The following is a 14,242-nucleotide window of genomic DNA, read 5'->3' on the forward strand; positions in this document are numbered from 1 at the left end:
GGAAGTGCTCTACCACTGAGCTACCGAGGCGTGGCGGATAGTGGATTCGAACCACTGAAGCACGAAGCGCCTGATTTACAGTCAGGTCCCTTTGACCGCTTGGGAAATCCGCCGTGTTACCGCAAGCGACCGTGGCCTCAACCGGCAACTTGGCTATCATGGCACAGCCTGAGGAAATCCGCAAGTCACCCGCGCGCCAACCCGCGGGTCGCATCACACGAAATCCTTGGAATAATGCCCTTTTCAGGACATTGATTTCAGCGTGTCGCACCCTGCGTATCCAGCGTGTCGCGCCGGCGGATTCCGGGGTCCTGAGCATCCGCCGGCGCGTGCGGAACGGCGTCCTCGGCGTGTCGGGTCACAGTCCCCGGGCCTTGAGCTCCGCGCAGACCTTGATGACCAGATCGTTGGCCTCGGGCTCGCCGACGGAGATGCGGACGCCCTCGCCGGGGAACACGCGGGTCGACAGGCCCTGCTCCGTGAACGCGGCCGCGGCCTGCCCGGTCCGCTCGCCCAGCGGCAGCCAGAAGTAGTTCGCGTACGGGGTCGGGAACTCCCACCCCTGCTCGCGCAGCGCCGCCACCACACGGTCGCGTTCGGCGATGATCGCCCGCACGCGCTCGTCCAGTTCCTCCTGCGCATCCAACGAGGCGACGGCCGCCACCTGCGCGGTTTCGGTCACGCCGAACGGCAGCGCCACCTTGCTCATGCCCTCCACCACGTCGGCGGGCGCGATCGCGTAGCCGATGCGCAGGCCGGCCAGGCCGTAGGCCTTGGAGAACGTGTGGGCCACCACCACATTCGGATACTCGCGGAACAGGTCCATCGCCACGCTCGTGTCGGCGGCGGTGTTGAACTGGATGTAGGCCTCGTCGAACAGCACGAGCACGTCGGAGGGCACGGCCTGCATGATGCGGCGCGCGTCGGCGTCCGAGATCGACGTGGAGGTGGGGTTGTTTGGATTGTTGACGATGACCAGGCGCGTGCGGTCGTTGACCGCGGCGATCAGCCCGTCCACGTCATGCGAGCCGTCCGGCAGGTTCGGCACCTGCACGCTGGTGGCGCCGGCACCGGCCACGATCAGCGGGTACGCCTCGAAGCTGCGCCACGGGTAGACGATCTCGTCGCCCGGACCGGCCACCAGGTTCACCAGCATGGTGATGACCTCGGTGGATCCGCAGCCGAGCATGACGTTCTCCGCCTCCACGCCGTAGCTCTCGGCCAGCCGTTCGACCACGGCCCAGCCGCGCATGTCCGGGTAGCGGTTCATGCGGCCGGTGGCCTGGCTGGTGATGGCCTCGACCACGCTGGGCAGCGGCTCGAAGGCGTTCTCGTTGCTGGACAGCTTGAACGTGCGCTGGCCAGGCTTGGCCGGCGCCGGCTTGCCCTGCTTGTATCCGGGGATGGTGTCAAGAATGCTGCGATGTTTGAAACTCATAGCCCCATCCTAGTCCCGCCGCCGGCCGCGGAAGCTCCGCGTTCTCGGCATGAGAGCGGGGCTACCTGCGTGCGCGGAACAGGGATGCGGGGCACAGGACGCCGAGGATACGGCGATACCACGGTGCGGCGTTGGCCGCTCGCATCGTCTCCGCTGCGGACTCGACGATGGGCGCGAGGTCCCCGGCGTGTTCGGACGTGTCGCCGAAGGCCGCCGCCGTTGCCTGGGCGGCGATGCGGCCGACCTGTTCGACGGTTTCCGTTCCCGCCGACAGGCCGGATTCCAGCAGGTCGGCGATATGTCGCGCGATGTCGCGGTCGGTTTCGGCCTTACCCCAGCGCACGCCGTTGTCCCACGCACTGTCCACGATCTCCTGCCATGCGGCGATCCACCGTTCCCCGTCGGCGCCGGTTCCGGATGCGATGCGCAGCCGTCGTCTCCGACGTCGCCGTCGCACCAGCATCGGCAGGCAGCACAGCGCCGTGACCGCCAGCACCACGCCGATGCCGCCAACCGCCCATGCCAGCAACGTCGCCGGTGACGTGTCGCTGGTGCCCAAGGCCTGTTGTTCGGAGGTTGCCTCGCCGTCCTCGCCCGTGTTCCCGTCGCTATCCGTCGTGTCGTCGTCCGTGGTGGTGCCGTCCCCATCAGCGGCATCGGCGTCATCCTCCGGTACCGGGGCGTCGGTGTCGTCCCCGGACTGGGCCGCCGGGGTATCAGCCGTGTCGTCGGCGTCGGCGTCATCTGTGGAGGCGGGTGTGACGTCGAACGGCACCCAGCCGACGTCGTCGATGTAGGCCTCCACCCAGGCGTGCAGCTGGTCGGCGGTTACCTCGTAGGTAAAATCGGCCTCGGCCTGAACGCCGCTGGCGCTGTAGCCGAGCACCATGCGCGTCGGCACGCCCAGCGCGCGGCCGAGCACGGCCAGCGCGGAGGCGTAGTGAGTACAGTAGCCGGACCGGCGTTCCAGGAAGTCGTCGACGACCTCCAGGTTGTTGCGGCCGTCGCCGTCGGGGGCGTCCAGCGTGTAGACGAAACCGTTGTCCGGATCAGTGAAGTAGTCGACCAGCCAGCGCATGGCGGCGATCTGCTCGTCATGGTCGGCCGCCGGAACCGTCACGCCATCGGATTGTGCCTGAGTCACCACGGCGTGGACGGATTGCGGCAGGTCGTCGGGCAACGCCGTGTACTGGTCGTGTACGCGCTCCTGATTGCGCTCCACCTCGGCGAGCGCCTGGCGCAGCCACGGCGAATCGGCCGGCGAGACCTGCTGGTAAATCATCATCCCGCTGCTGCCCAGCCCCTCCCGCTGGCTGATGTCCATCAGGTCGGCGAACGCCGCATCCTCGGCGCGCTGCAGTTCACCACCTTCGGCGTCGAAACGCCCCGTCATGCCGAGGAGCTCGTCCAGTACGGGATCATCGGAGACGGTGCCGTCCGCGTCGGCGGTGCCGTTCTCATCAGCGGCACCGTCTCCGTAGTATTCGACGGGATCGTACAGCGGCAGCGCCACGGTGGCGGTGCCGTCAGCGTTGGTGAACACAATGAGGTTCTCGTTGTCATCGAACCGGACCGCGTCGATGAACGCATCACTGTCACGCCCCACCTCGGTTCCCGACGCGTCGCGCCAGATCGACACCGACCCATATTCATCGGTTTCACCGGTCACAGGGATCAGCATCCAGCCGTTGACCTGCCGGGCGTTGCCCTCGGCGATGTACCGCAGTCGCGCCCGTGTACGGGTTTCCCAGTCCGTGACGTTCCCCTCGCCGAGATTCTGGTCGCGCCAGGCGTCGACCGCGTCAATCTGGCTGAATCCGTCCGCCGACCCAATCGGATCCAGGTACACGCCGATGGCGCCATATCGCATTCCCGAAGAGGCCGCGGACGTGCGGTTGTACACCGTGCCGTCCGAGTAGAGCAGCCATCCGGAGGGGATGCCCCACCCGTACGCCGTGACGCTGCCAAGAACGATGCCGGGCATGGGCAGGAACCGGGAGTTGAGCCGGTCGATGGTGACCGACGCGTCATGTCCGAAGCGTTGGAGCGTCACGCCGCTGTCGGTGGTAGAAAATCTCATACCGCCGTTGTAGATTACGCCACTGCTCGTCATCGAGTCGATGGTCAGATACAGCGATAGCGGCGTCATCATGCCTGCCGTGCGTTCCTCATCGCTCAGCGTGTTGCTGGAGTCATGGCCAAGTTGAATGCCCGAGCCGTAGAGGCTGCCGTCCTTGGCGAATTGTTCCTCGTAGCTCCAGGTGTCGCCGTCGAAATCGCCCAGCGTGGCCATGCGCAGCGTCAGCGGCGTGCCTGACTCATAGGTGAGTGCCACCGCGTGCGAACGCGATTGCAGCGTGCGGCGCAGGTCAACCATCGGGTTGACGGTGTTCGAGGTGAACAGGCCGGTCGACTCCCCGATGGACAGCGGCACGTTGTAGGCAAGCGACAGCGTGGCCGGCGTCAACGCCATCGCCAGCGCGGTCACCGCCGCCACCGCCGCACAGGTGGGCGGCGACACGCCGATGGACCTGCGTACCGTCAGCAGCGCAAGCAGGAACGCCACCACCAGCAGCAGCACCTGCCACCAGGCCGCCGCATGCCCGACCAGACTGTAGTCGGCGGCGAGCGCGGTCAGCGGCAGCAACGCCAGCAGCGGCACGCCGACGCGCCAGTACAGCAGGCAGCGAATCGCGATGGCAGCCAGCGCGCAGACGATGATCAGGAACGCGTCGCCGGCCGGATTGACCGTCAACGGCGGCAACTGCCTGCGCAGGCTCTCGAATCCCACGGTGGCCGCGCCCTGCACGGTGGCCGCGACCATATCCGGCACCAGCCGGATGACGTCCCACACACCTGGGGTCTCGCCACCTGCCGAGGATCCCGGCACGGTTCCCGCCGCATCCAGCACGGAACCGACGTCGATGCGCATACCCGCCGACGTCAGTCCGGCCACGGCCAACAGCACGGCCATGCCGACCACACGCAGCGCGCCGCGCAGGGGCGTGCGGCTGGGGATCGAGGATTCCGCGATGACGGCCGCCAGCATCAGCCCGGCCGCCCAAGGCCACCAGCCGTTCGCATCGGCCAGTCCGGCAGCTCCCATGATGGTCAGCGCGACGTACGCGGCCAGGACGCCGACACGGACCAGGCGCAGGGCGACGGTCGGCGACGGCGGGTTGTCCTGGGCATGGATTCCGCGGGATCGATCGCGCGCGTCGATGACCGGGCTGCGGTCACGGCGGTGGCCGGTTGGCGCACCGCTGCGGCGTTCCGGCAGCGACGTGGCGATCATGCGCTCCGCCGCCTCATGCCAGGGTTGCACAGGTAGGGTCCGCGCTCCCGCGGCCGCGGTGCGGATGGCCTGCACCAGCGGTCCTTGCGGCTGGCTGGTGATGACGGCGATGGTGACCGGCCCGTGCCCCGGTACGGCGGCCGCCGCGGCAATGATCGCGGCCGCACGTTGCGGGGTGGCCGGATCGGCGGCGTCGGCGGGGTCGGATGGCATCCGATTGGCGGCGGATGGCGACCGATCGGCGTCCGGTTGGAGACGGGGCTGTCCGTCGGGTGTGACGGCGGCCAGCAATCGCAAGGCGGAGGTGTAGTCGTTCGCCATATGGATGCCGTCGGTCACGACGAGGCGGTTCGTGGCCGGCATGGACGGCAGCAACTGTTGCGCGCGGATGACATACCCGTCGAATCCCCGATCGCCGGCGGCCCGATCCACGGTCGTATCGAGGACGATGATCAGCGTAGCGCGCGTGTCGCTTCCGCTTTCGCGGGTCATCAGCATGCCACGGTGCGCGCTGTGCCGCCAGGCGATGAGATTCGGCGAATCGCCGGGCGTATAGGCGCGGACCGTGCCCGTGGATTCGGTGCGGTCCTGCCCCTGCAGGCGGGCGTCAGCGGCATGTTGACTCCCGGACGGGGCCGCGGCGTCGGGCAGGATGACGAACTCGCCGCCGTCGCGCACCGGCACACGCCCGGCGAACAGTCGCATCGGCGAGCGCCATCGGATGACCTGTGCCACGCGCCGGTACCAGCCGCGCGTATCCTGCGGCATCCCCACATACCGTTCGAGGCGATGCCCATCCGCGTCCAACCGTTCAATCTGCACGGTTGTTGTTGGATGCGTCGGCGGGAGAGACGATGTGGCGATCAGCACGCCCTGTACCACCGTCATGACCAGATCCAGGCCCCAGGCGGCGGTGAGCGTGAGCGCGGCGGCCACCAGTGTGCGCTCGTCCAGCAGCAACGCCATATACCAGACCGCCACGGCGACCGGGATCATCGCCCAGCCGCCGACGCTCGGGCGTATCAGCGCGAATCGGCACCAGTGGGCACGGCGGGGCCTTATCCTGCCTGCCTTGCCGCGCCGGATGCCCATCATGTCACCTCTCGTGGCGCATGAAACCGCCGACGGCCGTCCGTCGTTCGGCACGCGGCACCGCCACCTGGTCGAGGATCCCCGCCACCAGACGCCTGGCATGGTCCATCACGGCCATGCCGTACCCGCCGTCCTGCAGCACCAGGCGGTGTCCGAGCACCGGCACGGCCACGGCGCGCACGTCGTCGGGGATGACGAAGCCGCGGCCCGCCACCAGCGCCTTCGCCCTGGCCATGGCGGCCAGGTGCAGTCCGGCTCGGGGGGAGGCGCCGTACCGGCTGTCGGCATGCGAGCGCGTGGCGGAGACGAGGTCCACGATGTACCGCGCCACCGGGGTCGAGAGCATGATCTGCGCCACGGCCGCGCGCATGGCCTGGGCCTGTTCGACGGTGCAGATCTCATGCAACGAACGCAGCGGCTGCGCGCTGTCCGGCGAGGTCAGCATCGCGCATTCCGCCTCCGCCGTGGGGTATCCGAAGTCCGTGCAGGCCATGAACCGGTCAAGCTGCGCCTCGGGCAGCGGATAGGTGCCTTCCAGCTCGATGGGATTCTGCGTGGCCACCACGAAGAAGGGATCGGGCAGCGGCCAGGTGCGGCCGTCGGCACTGACCTGGCCTTCGCCCATGGCCTCCAGCATGGCCGATTGGGCCTTGGGGTTCGCACGGTTGACCTCGTCGGCGATGACAATGTTGGCGAACAGCGGCCCGGGGTGGAAGTCGAAGTTGCCGGTGCGCTGGTTGTAGACGCTGACGCCGGTCAGATCGCCGGGCAACATGTCCGGCGTGAATTGGATGCGGCGGGTGTCGCCGCCGATGGCGGTGCCGAGCGCACGGGCCAGCGTGGTCTTGCCGACGCCGGGCACGTCCTCCAGCAGCAGGTGCCCTCCGGCGATGAAGGTGGCAACGGCCAGCTCCACCACACTGCGCGAGCAGGACAGCACCGCGTCCAGCGCATCGATGAGCGCGTTCGCCAGAGTTGTGGATTCCTCCAGCGGCGCGGGTTCGGAATGTTCCATGGCCACCCCCTCAACAGTCCCGTTGCCACCCACTGTACTGCATGACGCTTGATTCGGCGCAATGCCAAACGGGCATGGATGGATGCACACCGCGCATATGGCAGTGGGCGCCCCGGATTCCTCCGGAGCGCCCACTGCAGCGGTTGTTCGGACCGGCTCAGCCGATGATGGCCAGCAGGTCACGCGAGGAGACGATCAGGTAGTCCTCGCCCTCATAGTGCACCTCGGTGCCGCCGTACTTGGAGTACAGCACCTTGTCGCCGACCTTGACGTCCATCGGGATGCGCTCGCCCTTGTCGTCGCGGCGGCCCGGGCCGACGGCCAGGACTTCGCCCTGCTGCGGCTTCTCCTTGGCGTTGTCCGGAATGAACAGGCCGGAAGCGGTCTGGGTTTCGGCCTCGGCCTGCTTGACGATGATCTTGTCTTCCAACGGTGTGAGTGAGATCGACACTGTGGACCTCCTCTTTCTAGATAAGAGAACGATATGGTCTTCCGCGACGGTCCTGCAGGGCGGGAGGCTGACGAACACCCGCGCTACCGGTCCTTCGCGCTAGGACTCATCGTAGCGCGATTGTTAGCACTCTGCCAACTCGAGTGCTAACGCTGAGAGTGAACAGTCCGGGAAATCAGGCTCCACGGCGCGCCAGAATGGCCTCCAAGCCCGTGCCGAGCGACTCGCTGGTTGCCACCGGGGCCTCGACCTGCGCCGCCACCTCGGCGTCGTGGAAGGACACGCCCTCGGAATCGGCCACGTCATCCTGCGCATCCTGCGCACCCTGCACAACCGGCTCGTCCTGCGCGGCGGGCGCCTCCTGTGCAGCGGGCTCAGACTGGGCATCGGCGGGCTCCTCCTCCACCGGCACCGCCTTGGCCACCTGACGGGTCGAACGGATCTCCAGGCTTTCGGGTGCCTCGGGGCGCACATCGAACCCGTTGCGCGGCTCCCCCAGCGTGAAGGAGATCAGATCCTGCGACGTGGCGACCTCGAACGCGTCCAGCGCCTGCGCGGGGCGGATCTCGTCAAGCTCGGTGGTGGCGTCGGCCGGCACCGTCTGCTCGTTCTCGACATGCTGCACCTCGGCGTGCGGAGCGTCGTCACGTTGCGTGACGATACGGTCGTCATCGGTACGCTCTTCGACCACCACCGAGTCGACGTCCACCACCTCGGCGTGGTGGGCATCGCGGTGGGCATCGCGACGTGCCTGGATGCGGGCCTTCTCCTCCTCGGATTCACGCAGCGCCCGACGGATCTCCCGCTGCTCCATCGCCTCGGTCGGGGCCGCGGACGCATCCTGCTCACGGGTCTGGGCAGCCGGCTGGACGGGCTTGGCCTGCGATCTCCTGGCACGACGTTCCGCCACCTTGCGCTCCCATGCGCGCGCGTGGCGGGCGGCGTTGACGCCCAGCCCGACCACCACCAGCAGCAGTCCGCCGGGGATCAGCGCGAACAACGGGCTGAAACGCAGGACAACCGCCAGGACGATGACGACGACCGTGGCCGCCGCCAGCACACCCGCGATGATGGCGCGGCGACGCGCGGCCTCGCGGCGCATACGCCGTACCTGTGCGATATGCTCCGCCGCCGACATGGCCTTGTGCGGCTGGCTTGGCTGCATGATTGCCCCTTTCGCCTGCGGCGTGCGCACGTCCGAGAACTTGGTCCCGCTGTCTGCGTCCACCAGATGCAGCGACGAGGAATACCGGTCCTCGCGATGCTCCATCACATGTTTCATACCGTTGACCGTCCTTCTGGGCAGCCATACGGCCAACATGAGTACGACAATCACCAGCACGATGACGGTGCTCAGCGATTCGTAACCCATATCCCTCAAGAATAGGAGACTTTGGCAAATCTCGCGCTATTCGCTCCGGGCGTGTCGGGACGAAAGCCGCCTTGCGAACCCCTCCCCCGCATCCTCCGCCAGCAACGCGAAGGTCTCATGGTCCCGCCATTGCCCGCGCACATACATATAGCGCGATCGCGTACCTTCGTACCGGGCCCCGACCTTCCGCGCCACAGCCAGCGAGCGCTCGTTCTCCGGCAGGACCGCGATCTCCAGGCGGTGCAGCCGCGGGCCGGCGGCATCGGCCAGCGCCCAATCGGCGAGTACCGCCACCGCCGTCGGGGCGAACCCCCTGCCGATATACGATTCGTCCACCCAGTAGCCGATGACGCCGCTGCGCATCGCCCCGTAGCAGATCGCCCCGATTGAGATCTGCCCGACGATCCGCCACTGGTATTCGATCGCGAAGATGGCACCGGTGCCCGCCTGTTCGCTGCGGCGCTGCCATGCGATCCACGCGTTGTAGCTCATGCCCGGGCCGTGCATCGGGTCGCCCGATTCCCATGGGGAGAGCCAGTCGTCGTTGCGCCACCGGACCTCGTTCCACTCAGAGGAGTCCTCCACCGTCAGCGGACGCAGCCGAATGGGCGGGCAACCCTCCGGCGCGTTCAGCTCATGGGGCATGCGGATGGCGTTCGAGGACGAGCGGAGGCCACCACGGAAGAGTTGGAATACGGACACGGCTCCATTCTGCCATACGCGCACCGCTGTCAGGGCGACGACTAGGATATGTACGGGTCGGCCGTATGCCGCGCCCGTGGATGACCTGTGGAGGATAAGCGTTGCCTACCTATCATTACCGTTGCAAGAACTGCTCGTACGATTTCACCGCGCACCAGTCGTTCGAGGACGACCCGATCACGGTCTGCCCCGAATGCGGACAGGAGCAGGTGCGCAAGATCTATTCGGCCGTGCCCATCGAGTTCAAGGGCAGCGGCTTCTACCGCACCGACGGCGCATCCAAGTCGTCGGGCAAGTGACCGAACGACACGGACGGTGTGGATAACCCGGAACCGTTCGACCACATTGCCGCCGACGGCTTGCGCCCAACCGGCTTGCCAGTCCATCATGCTTGCATGATGGACTGTTTTCATATGCGCCCGCAAAGGACCGGCACCAGTCTGGAGCGGCGGCGACTGATCGACCGGGGGCGACGGCTGTTGGCGTCCGTGCTGGCCGGGCTGGCGGTGCTGGCCATCCTGCAATGCCTTGAGTCCACCGTGGCGACCCAGACCGTCTTGCTGGCCGCGGCGGACATCGACCGCGGGCAGACCATCCGCGCCGGTGACGTGGAGGCGGTCAGCGTTCCCGTCTGTGATGCCTTCGCCGGCGCACTGCGGCATGTGGCCGACGCCGAAGGACTCATCGCGCGGGTCGACATCGCCGAAGGGATGCCGATACTCGGCACGCTGGCCGGCGAACGTCCGGCGACGCCGCCGGGGGACACGGTTATCGACGTGTGGCTGTCCGGCGGATGGGAGGGGCTGCTGCCGGGCGATACCGTGGGGCTGACTGCCTCGGGAATCTGCTCCGCGTATCCGTCGGACGCCCCGAACACCGGGGAGACGTGCGCCATCGCCGCCCGCGCGGTGACGATGGGGATGCCGGCCGAGCCGGAGGCGGGCAGCGGCACCGCGCTGGTGCCGTTCGCACTGCCTTCCGACGAGGCGCTGCGCATCCTGACGTTGCAGGATCAGGGAATGATCGTGGCCGTGGCCACCGAGGCGCGTTACTGACGAGACTCGAACACCGCCCAATGGGGCGGCAGTTCGCCGAGGATCCGACGGTCATCATCGGCCTGGCGCTGCTGTTCGGTGCGCATATCACCCGGTTCCAGCTTCACGCCGTCGGCGTCGAACAGCTCGTTGCCCTGGCGTACCACGCGCTTATGGCGCCGCGGCGTACGGCGCGCTGCCGAATACTCCCCGCTCATTGCACGTCCCGGTACAGTTCGCCCAGCCGGGCGATGATACGGTCGACTTCCTTCTCCGGGTTGACGAACGCGCCCACGCTCCACACCGTCATCACCGACCAGCCCAACGTCTGGATACGCTGCATCAGCACACGGTGACGCTCACGGGTGGATTGGATGCCCATGAACCCGGTGTCGTCGGTCATCACCGCCAACGCGAACGGGCGGTTCTTCAGGCCCACCACCATCGGGATGCGCAGGCCCTTCTCGAACCCGTAGTCCACAGCCACTTCCAGCCCGCGCTTGCGGATGCGCTCGGCCAGGTCGTTGAACAGCACGTTGGAGCCGGCGTCCAGCGACTGCGGGAGCACCGGCTGATCGTCCAGCTGCTCGGCCCACTGGAGTATGGACTTGAGCAGTTTGGCGCCGGGCTGGTGCAGACGCTCATCCTCCATGTCCTCGGAGCCGAAGGCAGCGACGATGTCCAGATGGCGGCTGGTCAGGGCCAGCACGTCCAGCAGCATGCCGCGCCCGCCGGCGGAACCGGCGTCGCCGAACTGCTGCAGCAACCGGCCATGCGCCGTCTTGGCGTAGCTCAGCGACAGGATGACATCCGTGGCGTACGCGCCGGTGACCTCGTCGATGTCGACCAGCCGCACATGGCGCAGGAACCGGTCCATGGACTTGTTCCTGGCCGCTAACGACTTGAGTTCGGCGCCCAGCCTCAACCGGAAGACGCCGGTCAGCACCACCACCGTCAGCGTATAACCGGCCGGAACGATGGTGAATTCGGCGGCGCGTTCGGTGATCAGCCTGACGACCTCGTCGATCTCCTGCTGGCTGCTCTCCACCAGTCCGCTCGTCATCACCGGCACGCCGTTGGCCTCGATGCGGTGGAACCGCACATGCCCCTGGCCACCGGCCTTGGCCACGTCATAGGACAGCGCGCCGTATCCCTCGGCTTCCAGGAACGCCGTCAGGCGCGGCGAGCGGCGCGAGGACGACGGCTTCATCGTGATGCGGGGCAGCATGTCCGCCAACATCTTCAGTCCCTCGCAGCTCGTCGTATCGCAGTGGGCCAGCACCACGACTTGCCGGACACGGCTCACAATCGTCAGCAGTTCCAGAGGCTGCATATGGGCCCCCGCGTCGATCACCGCCACGTCGGCCACCGGTTCGGGATCCGTGGTGGCGGACAGGGCGGCCGGCGTGGCCACCAGCACCGGCTTGGCGGCCGCGAAGATCTCCTCGTGGTCGCGACGGATGCGGCTCAACGGCACCTTGTGGCTGCCCGCCAACGTGGTGTGCAGCAGATTCGCCTCCTGGGTGCGGGCGAATAGCATATCGCACAGCCGACGGGTCGTCTCCTGCGCCACCATGGGCCCCACGGAGCGCACATGCTCGATATCGACCTGCACGAACCGGTCCGCGGCGGCCTGCATCGCCAGACCGTCCTGATTCGAGATGATCGCCGACGAGCGGACGATGTCCTCGAACACCGTGGTCCACCAGGCCAGCTGCAGTTCGCCGTCCACGGCGTCCACATCCACCCGGCGGTCGTTCAGATCGCCAACGAGCTCGCCGAGTCCGACCGTCTGGAAATCGCGTTCCAGGCGGCAGCGTTCCGGCAGCGTGTCCAGCGCCAGACGGTCGTCATACAACGCCTTGAGACGGGTCTCGACCTGGTTGAGATCCAACGACTGCAGATCGCCCCCGGACGGCGTGGTGGCCAGGACCGTGTCCAGTGCCGTCAGATCGGCCGCCAGCTGCTCCTGGGTGTTGATGATGTCGTCCAGATGCGGCGGCAGCACCGGCCAGCCGCCATGGGGCACGAACACGCGCCACTGCTCGGCCTGACGGGCCACCACCTGCAAGGCATCGTGCAGATTCTCCACCTGTGCGCCCACGCGCAGCAGGCTTTTGGCCTCCTTGAGCAGACGGTGCCGCTCCCAGAAGCCCAGCGTGGTGCCCTCGGCCTTACGGGCGGCCTTGGACTTGCTCGCCTCGATCATGGCGTTGATGTCGCGTTCGAAGATCTCCGGCTGGAACACATCCAGCACGCGGCGCAGATTCTTGAGCACCGTCACTTGGCGCGCCCAATCGTTGGCGGTGTTCGGCACGGGGAATCCGCAGGTCTGTACCACACTCGTCACCTGCTCGCGGGTGGCGGGCAGCATCTTCAGCAACACGTCGCTGACCCGCTGATACGCGGCGACGGCCTCCTCCTCGGTGAACAGCGAGGCCCTGTACCAGGCCGTATCGGCGGGGCCGATCACGAACTCGCCCAGCTCTCCGGCACGGCGCAACCGGTCGGACCACTCGTCCAGATGCCCCTTCAGCGCACGCGCCGACTCCTTCGACAGCCGCACATGGGTCGCCGGATGGGTCGACAGCTCCGCGATATTCGCCAGATGCTGGATCGTCTGGTACGCGGAGACATCCCAATCCTGGTTCACCCCGTGCAAATCGCCCAGGTACCGGGTCAGCCGCGAACGCACGCCGACCAGCTCATCCGACAGCTGATCGAAACGGGACGTCGCCACCCCGGACTGGAACCCGACCGCCGTGATCAGCTGCTTGTCGATCGCGCCATTAGTGTCGGAATCGGCCAGATCCAGGACCAATCCCCCCAGCTCGTTGGCGCGCATCGCCTGCATGAACCGGCGCTTCTGGTCGGACACGCACGGCACATACAGCACCGAACGGCCGCTCATCACACACCGCGAGGCCAACGCCACCGCCTGTTCCGCGGTGTTCACGCCGGCCGCGCAATCCAGCACCGCCGAATGCCCGGCCGCGGCCACCGAGGCCGCGTAGCGCGTCGTATTATCCACATCCCCGGCCTCGAATTCCGAGTGCGGGTCGCCGTCGAACGGGCTAAACTCGGCGATGGCGTCGTTGCGCAACGCCTCCGCGGCGCTCCCATACCCGGCCAGCGCATCCAGCAGGGTGTTGCCCGTCGGCCCCTGCGCCAGTGCGTCGATGATGCGCTGGCTCTCCAGTAGCATCTGCGTGGACGGGTCGAAGAAGCAGCCGATCACGATATGCCGCTCGATGGAGAAGTCGCCGAACACCTGCGTCGCCAGGTTCGTGATGGCGGAGAACACGGTCGACGTCTCCGGGGAACCCGTGGCGTAGTGGGAACCGTCGAACAGGTCGCGTTCATCCAGCTCGACGCCGCCGTTGCGCATCTCGTTGACGAACGCCGAATTCAGATGCACCCTGCCGGTGAAACGGATGGTCGTCCCCGTGGTCACCGAATCGCCACGGCGTTCGACGTCCACCGGATACAGCAGCACCGGCATCTGCCGGCCCGACCACGTGGCGATGCCCACCACCAGCGACAATTCCGCCATGCCGCTGACGCGGCTCTTCGCCGCACGGTCATCCAGCACCCGTTCGATGCGGCGGCCGGCGGCACGTAGCATCCCGTTATCGCGGAACAGGGAATCCAGCGAGACCTGACCGCTGGCGAACAGCTTGGCGATGCCGGACGGGTGGGCGTGGGTCAGATCGAGACGGGCGGCAAGCTGTTCGACGTCCTCCAGAGGCGACGGCGCCAACGTTTCCCGGAAGCGCTCCCGCCAGAGACGCAACCGCTCCACACCGGTACCGGTCTGCGGCTTATTCTCACTCATCGCTTCAC

At 67.3% G+C, this 14,242-nt stretch carries 10 protein-coding genes and 1 tRNA gene; 2 read left to right on the plus strand and 9 right to left on the minus strand.

All coding sequences use genetic code 11. The features are described from left to right. Window positions 1-31: 31 nt before the first annotated feature. The 7 genes from B4C31_RS01555 to B4C31_RS01585 all read right to left on the minus strand — a co-directional run bounded on the left by B4C31_RS01555 (window position 32) and on the right by B4C31_RS01585 (window position 9,308). A tRNA-Tyr gene (locus B4C31_RS01555) sits at window positions 32-113 on the minus strand. A gap of 245 nt (window positions 114-358) precedes the next feature. Next, window positions 359-1,438, minus strand: a complete 1,080-nt coding sequence (locus tag B4C31_RS01560) for a histidinol-phosphate transaminase (RefSeq protein WP_291531057.1) — start codon at window positions 1,436-1,438, stop codon at window positions 359-361. A gap of 61 nt (window positions 1,439-1,499) precedes the next feature. Further along, window positions 1,500-5,828, minus strand: a complete 4,329-nt coding sequence (locus B4C31_RS01565; RefSeq protein ID WP_291531058.1) for a transglutaminaseTgpA domain-containing protein — start codon at window positions 5,826-5,828, stop codon at window positions 1,500-1,502. A 1-nt stretch (window position 5,829) separates the two neighbouring features. Continuing rightward, window positions 5,830-6,840 carry an AAA family ATPase gene (locus B4C31_RS01570; protein WP_291531059.1) on the minus strand — a complete coding sequence of 337 codons (1,011 nt, stop codon included), beginning with the start codon at window positions 6,838-6,840 and terminating at the stop codon, window positions 5,830-5,832. Window positions 6,841-6,997: 157 nt separating this feature from the next. After that, window positions 6,998-7,291, minus strand: coding sequence for a co-chaperone GroES (gene groES, locus B4C31_RS01575; protein ID WP_033515873.1), 294 nt, complete (start codon window positions 7,289-7,291; stop codon window positions 6,998-7,000). A gap of 175 nt (window positions 7,292-7,466) precedes the next feature. Next, window positions 7,467-8,663 carry a hypothetical protein gene (locus B4C31_RS01580; protein ID WP_291531060.1) on the minus strand — a complete coding sequence of 399 codons (1,197 nt, stop codon included), beginning with the start codon at window positions 8,661-8,663 and terminating at the stop codon, window positions 7,467-7,469. Between the two features lie 36 nt (window positions 8,664-8,699). Beyond that, window positions 8,700-9,308 carry a GNAT family N-acetyltransferase gene (locus B4C31_RS01585; RefSeq protein WP_291531061.1) on the minus strand — a complete coding sequence of 203 codons (609 nt, stop codon included), beginning with the start codon at window positions 9,306-9,308 and terminating at the stop codon, window positions 8,700-8,702. A 158-nt stretch (window positions 9,309-9,466) separates the two neighbouring features. Between B4C31_RS01585 and B4C31_RS01590 the strand changes: the two genes are divergently transcribed. Together B4C31_RS01590 and B4C31_RS01595 are read left to right on the plus strand one after the other, a co-directional pair. Beyond that, the gene (locus B4C31_RS01590) at window positions 9,467-9,664 is read left to right on the plus strand and encodes an FmdB family zinc ribbon protein (RefSeq protein WP_033505294.1); all 198 of its coding nucleotides are present in this window, start codon (window positions 9,467-9,469) and stop codon (window positions 9,662-9,664) included. Window positions 9,665-9,760: 96 nt separating this feature from the next. Further along, entirely contained in the window at window positions 9,761-10,420 is a 660-nt protein-coding gene (locus B4C31_RS01595) for an SAF domain-containing protein (RefSeq protein ID WP_291531062.1), read from the plus strand. Here the strand turns inward: B4C31_RS01595 and B4C31_RS01600 are convergent. Together B4C31_RS01600 and B4C31_RS01605 are read right to left on the minus strand one after the other, a co-directional pair. Next, on the minus strand, window positions 10,414-10,617 hold the full coding sequence (locus tag B4C31_RS01600; RefSeq protein ID WP_291531063.1) for a hypothetical protein: 204 nt from the start codon (window positions 10,615-10,617) through the stop codon (window positions 10,414-10,416). The two genes, B4C31_RS01595 and B4C31_RS01600, sit on opposite strands and share 7 nt — an antisense overlap. Beyond that, the gene (locus tag B4C31_RS01605; RefSeq protein ID WP_291531064.1) at window positions 10,614-14,234 is read right to left on the minus strand and encodes a helicase; all 3,621 of its coding nucleotides are present in this window, start codon (window positions 14,232-14,234) and stop codon (window positions 10,614-10,616) included. The genes B4C31_RS01600 and B4C31_RS01605 overlap by 4 nt, the downstream gene beginning before the upstream one ends. Between the last annotated feature and the right edge of the window lie 8 nt (window positions 14,235-14,242).

The sequence above is a fragment of the Bifidobacterium sp. UBA4282 genome (assembly GCF_002394995.1).
GTDB classification, from domain to species: Bacteria; Actinomycetota; Actinomycetes; order Actinomycetales; family Bifidobacteriaceae; genus Bifidobacterium; species Bifidobacterium pullorum_B.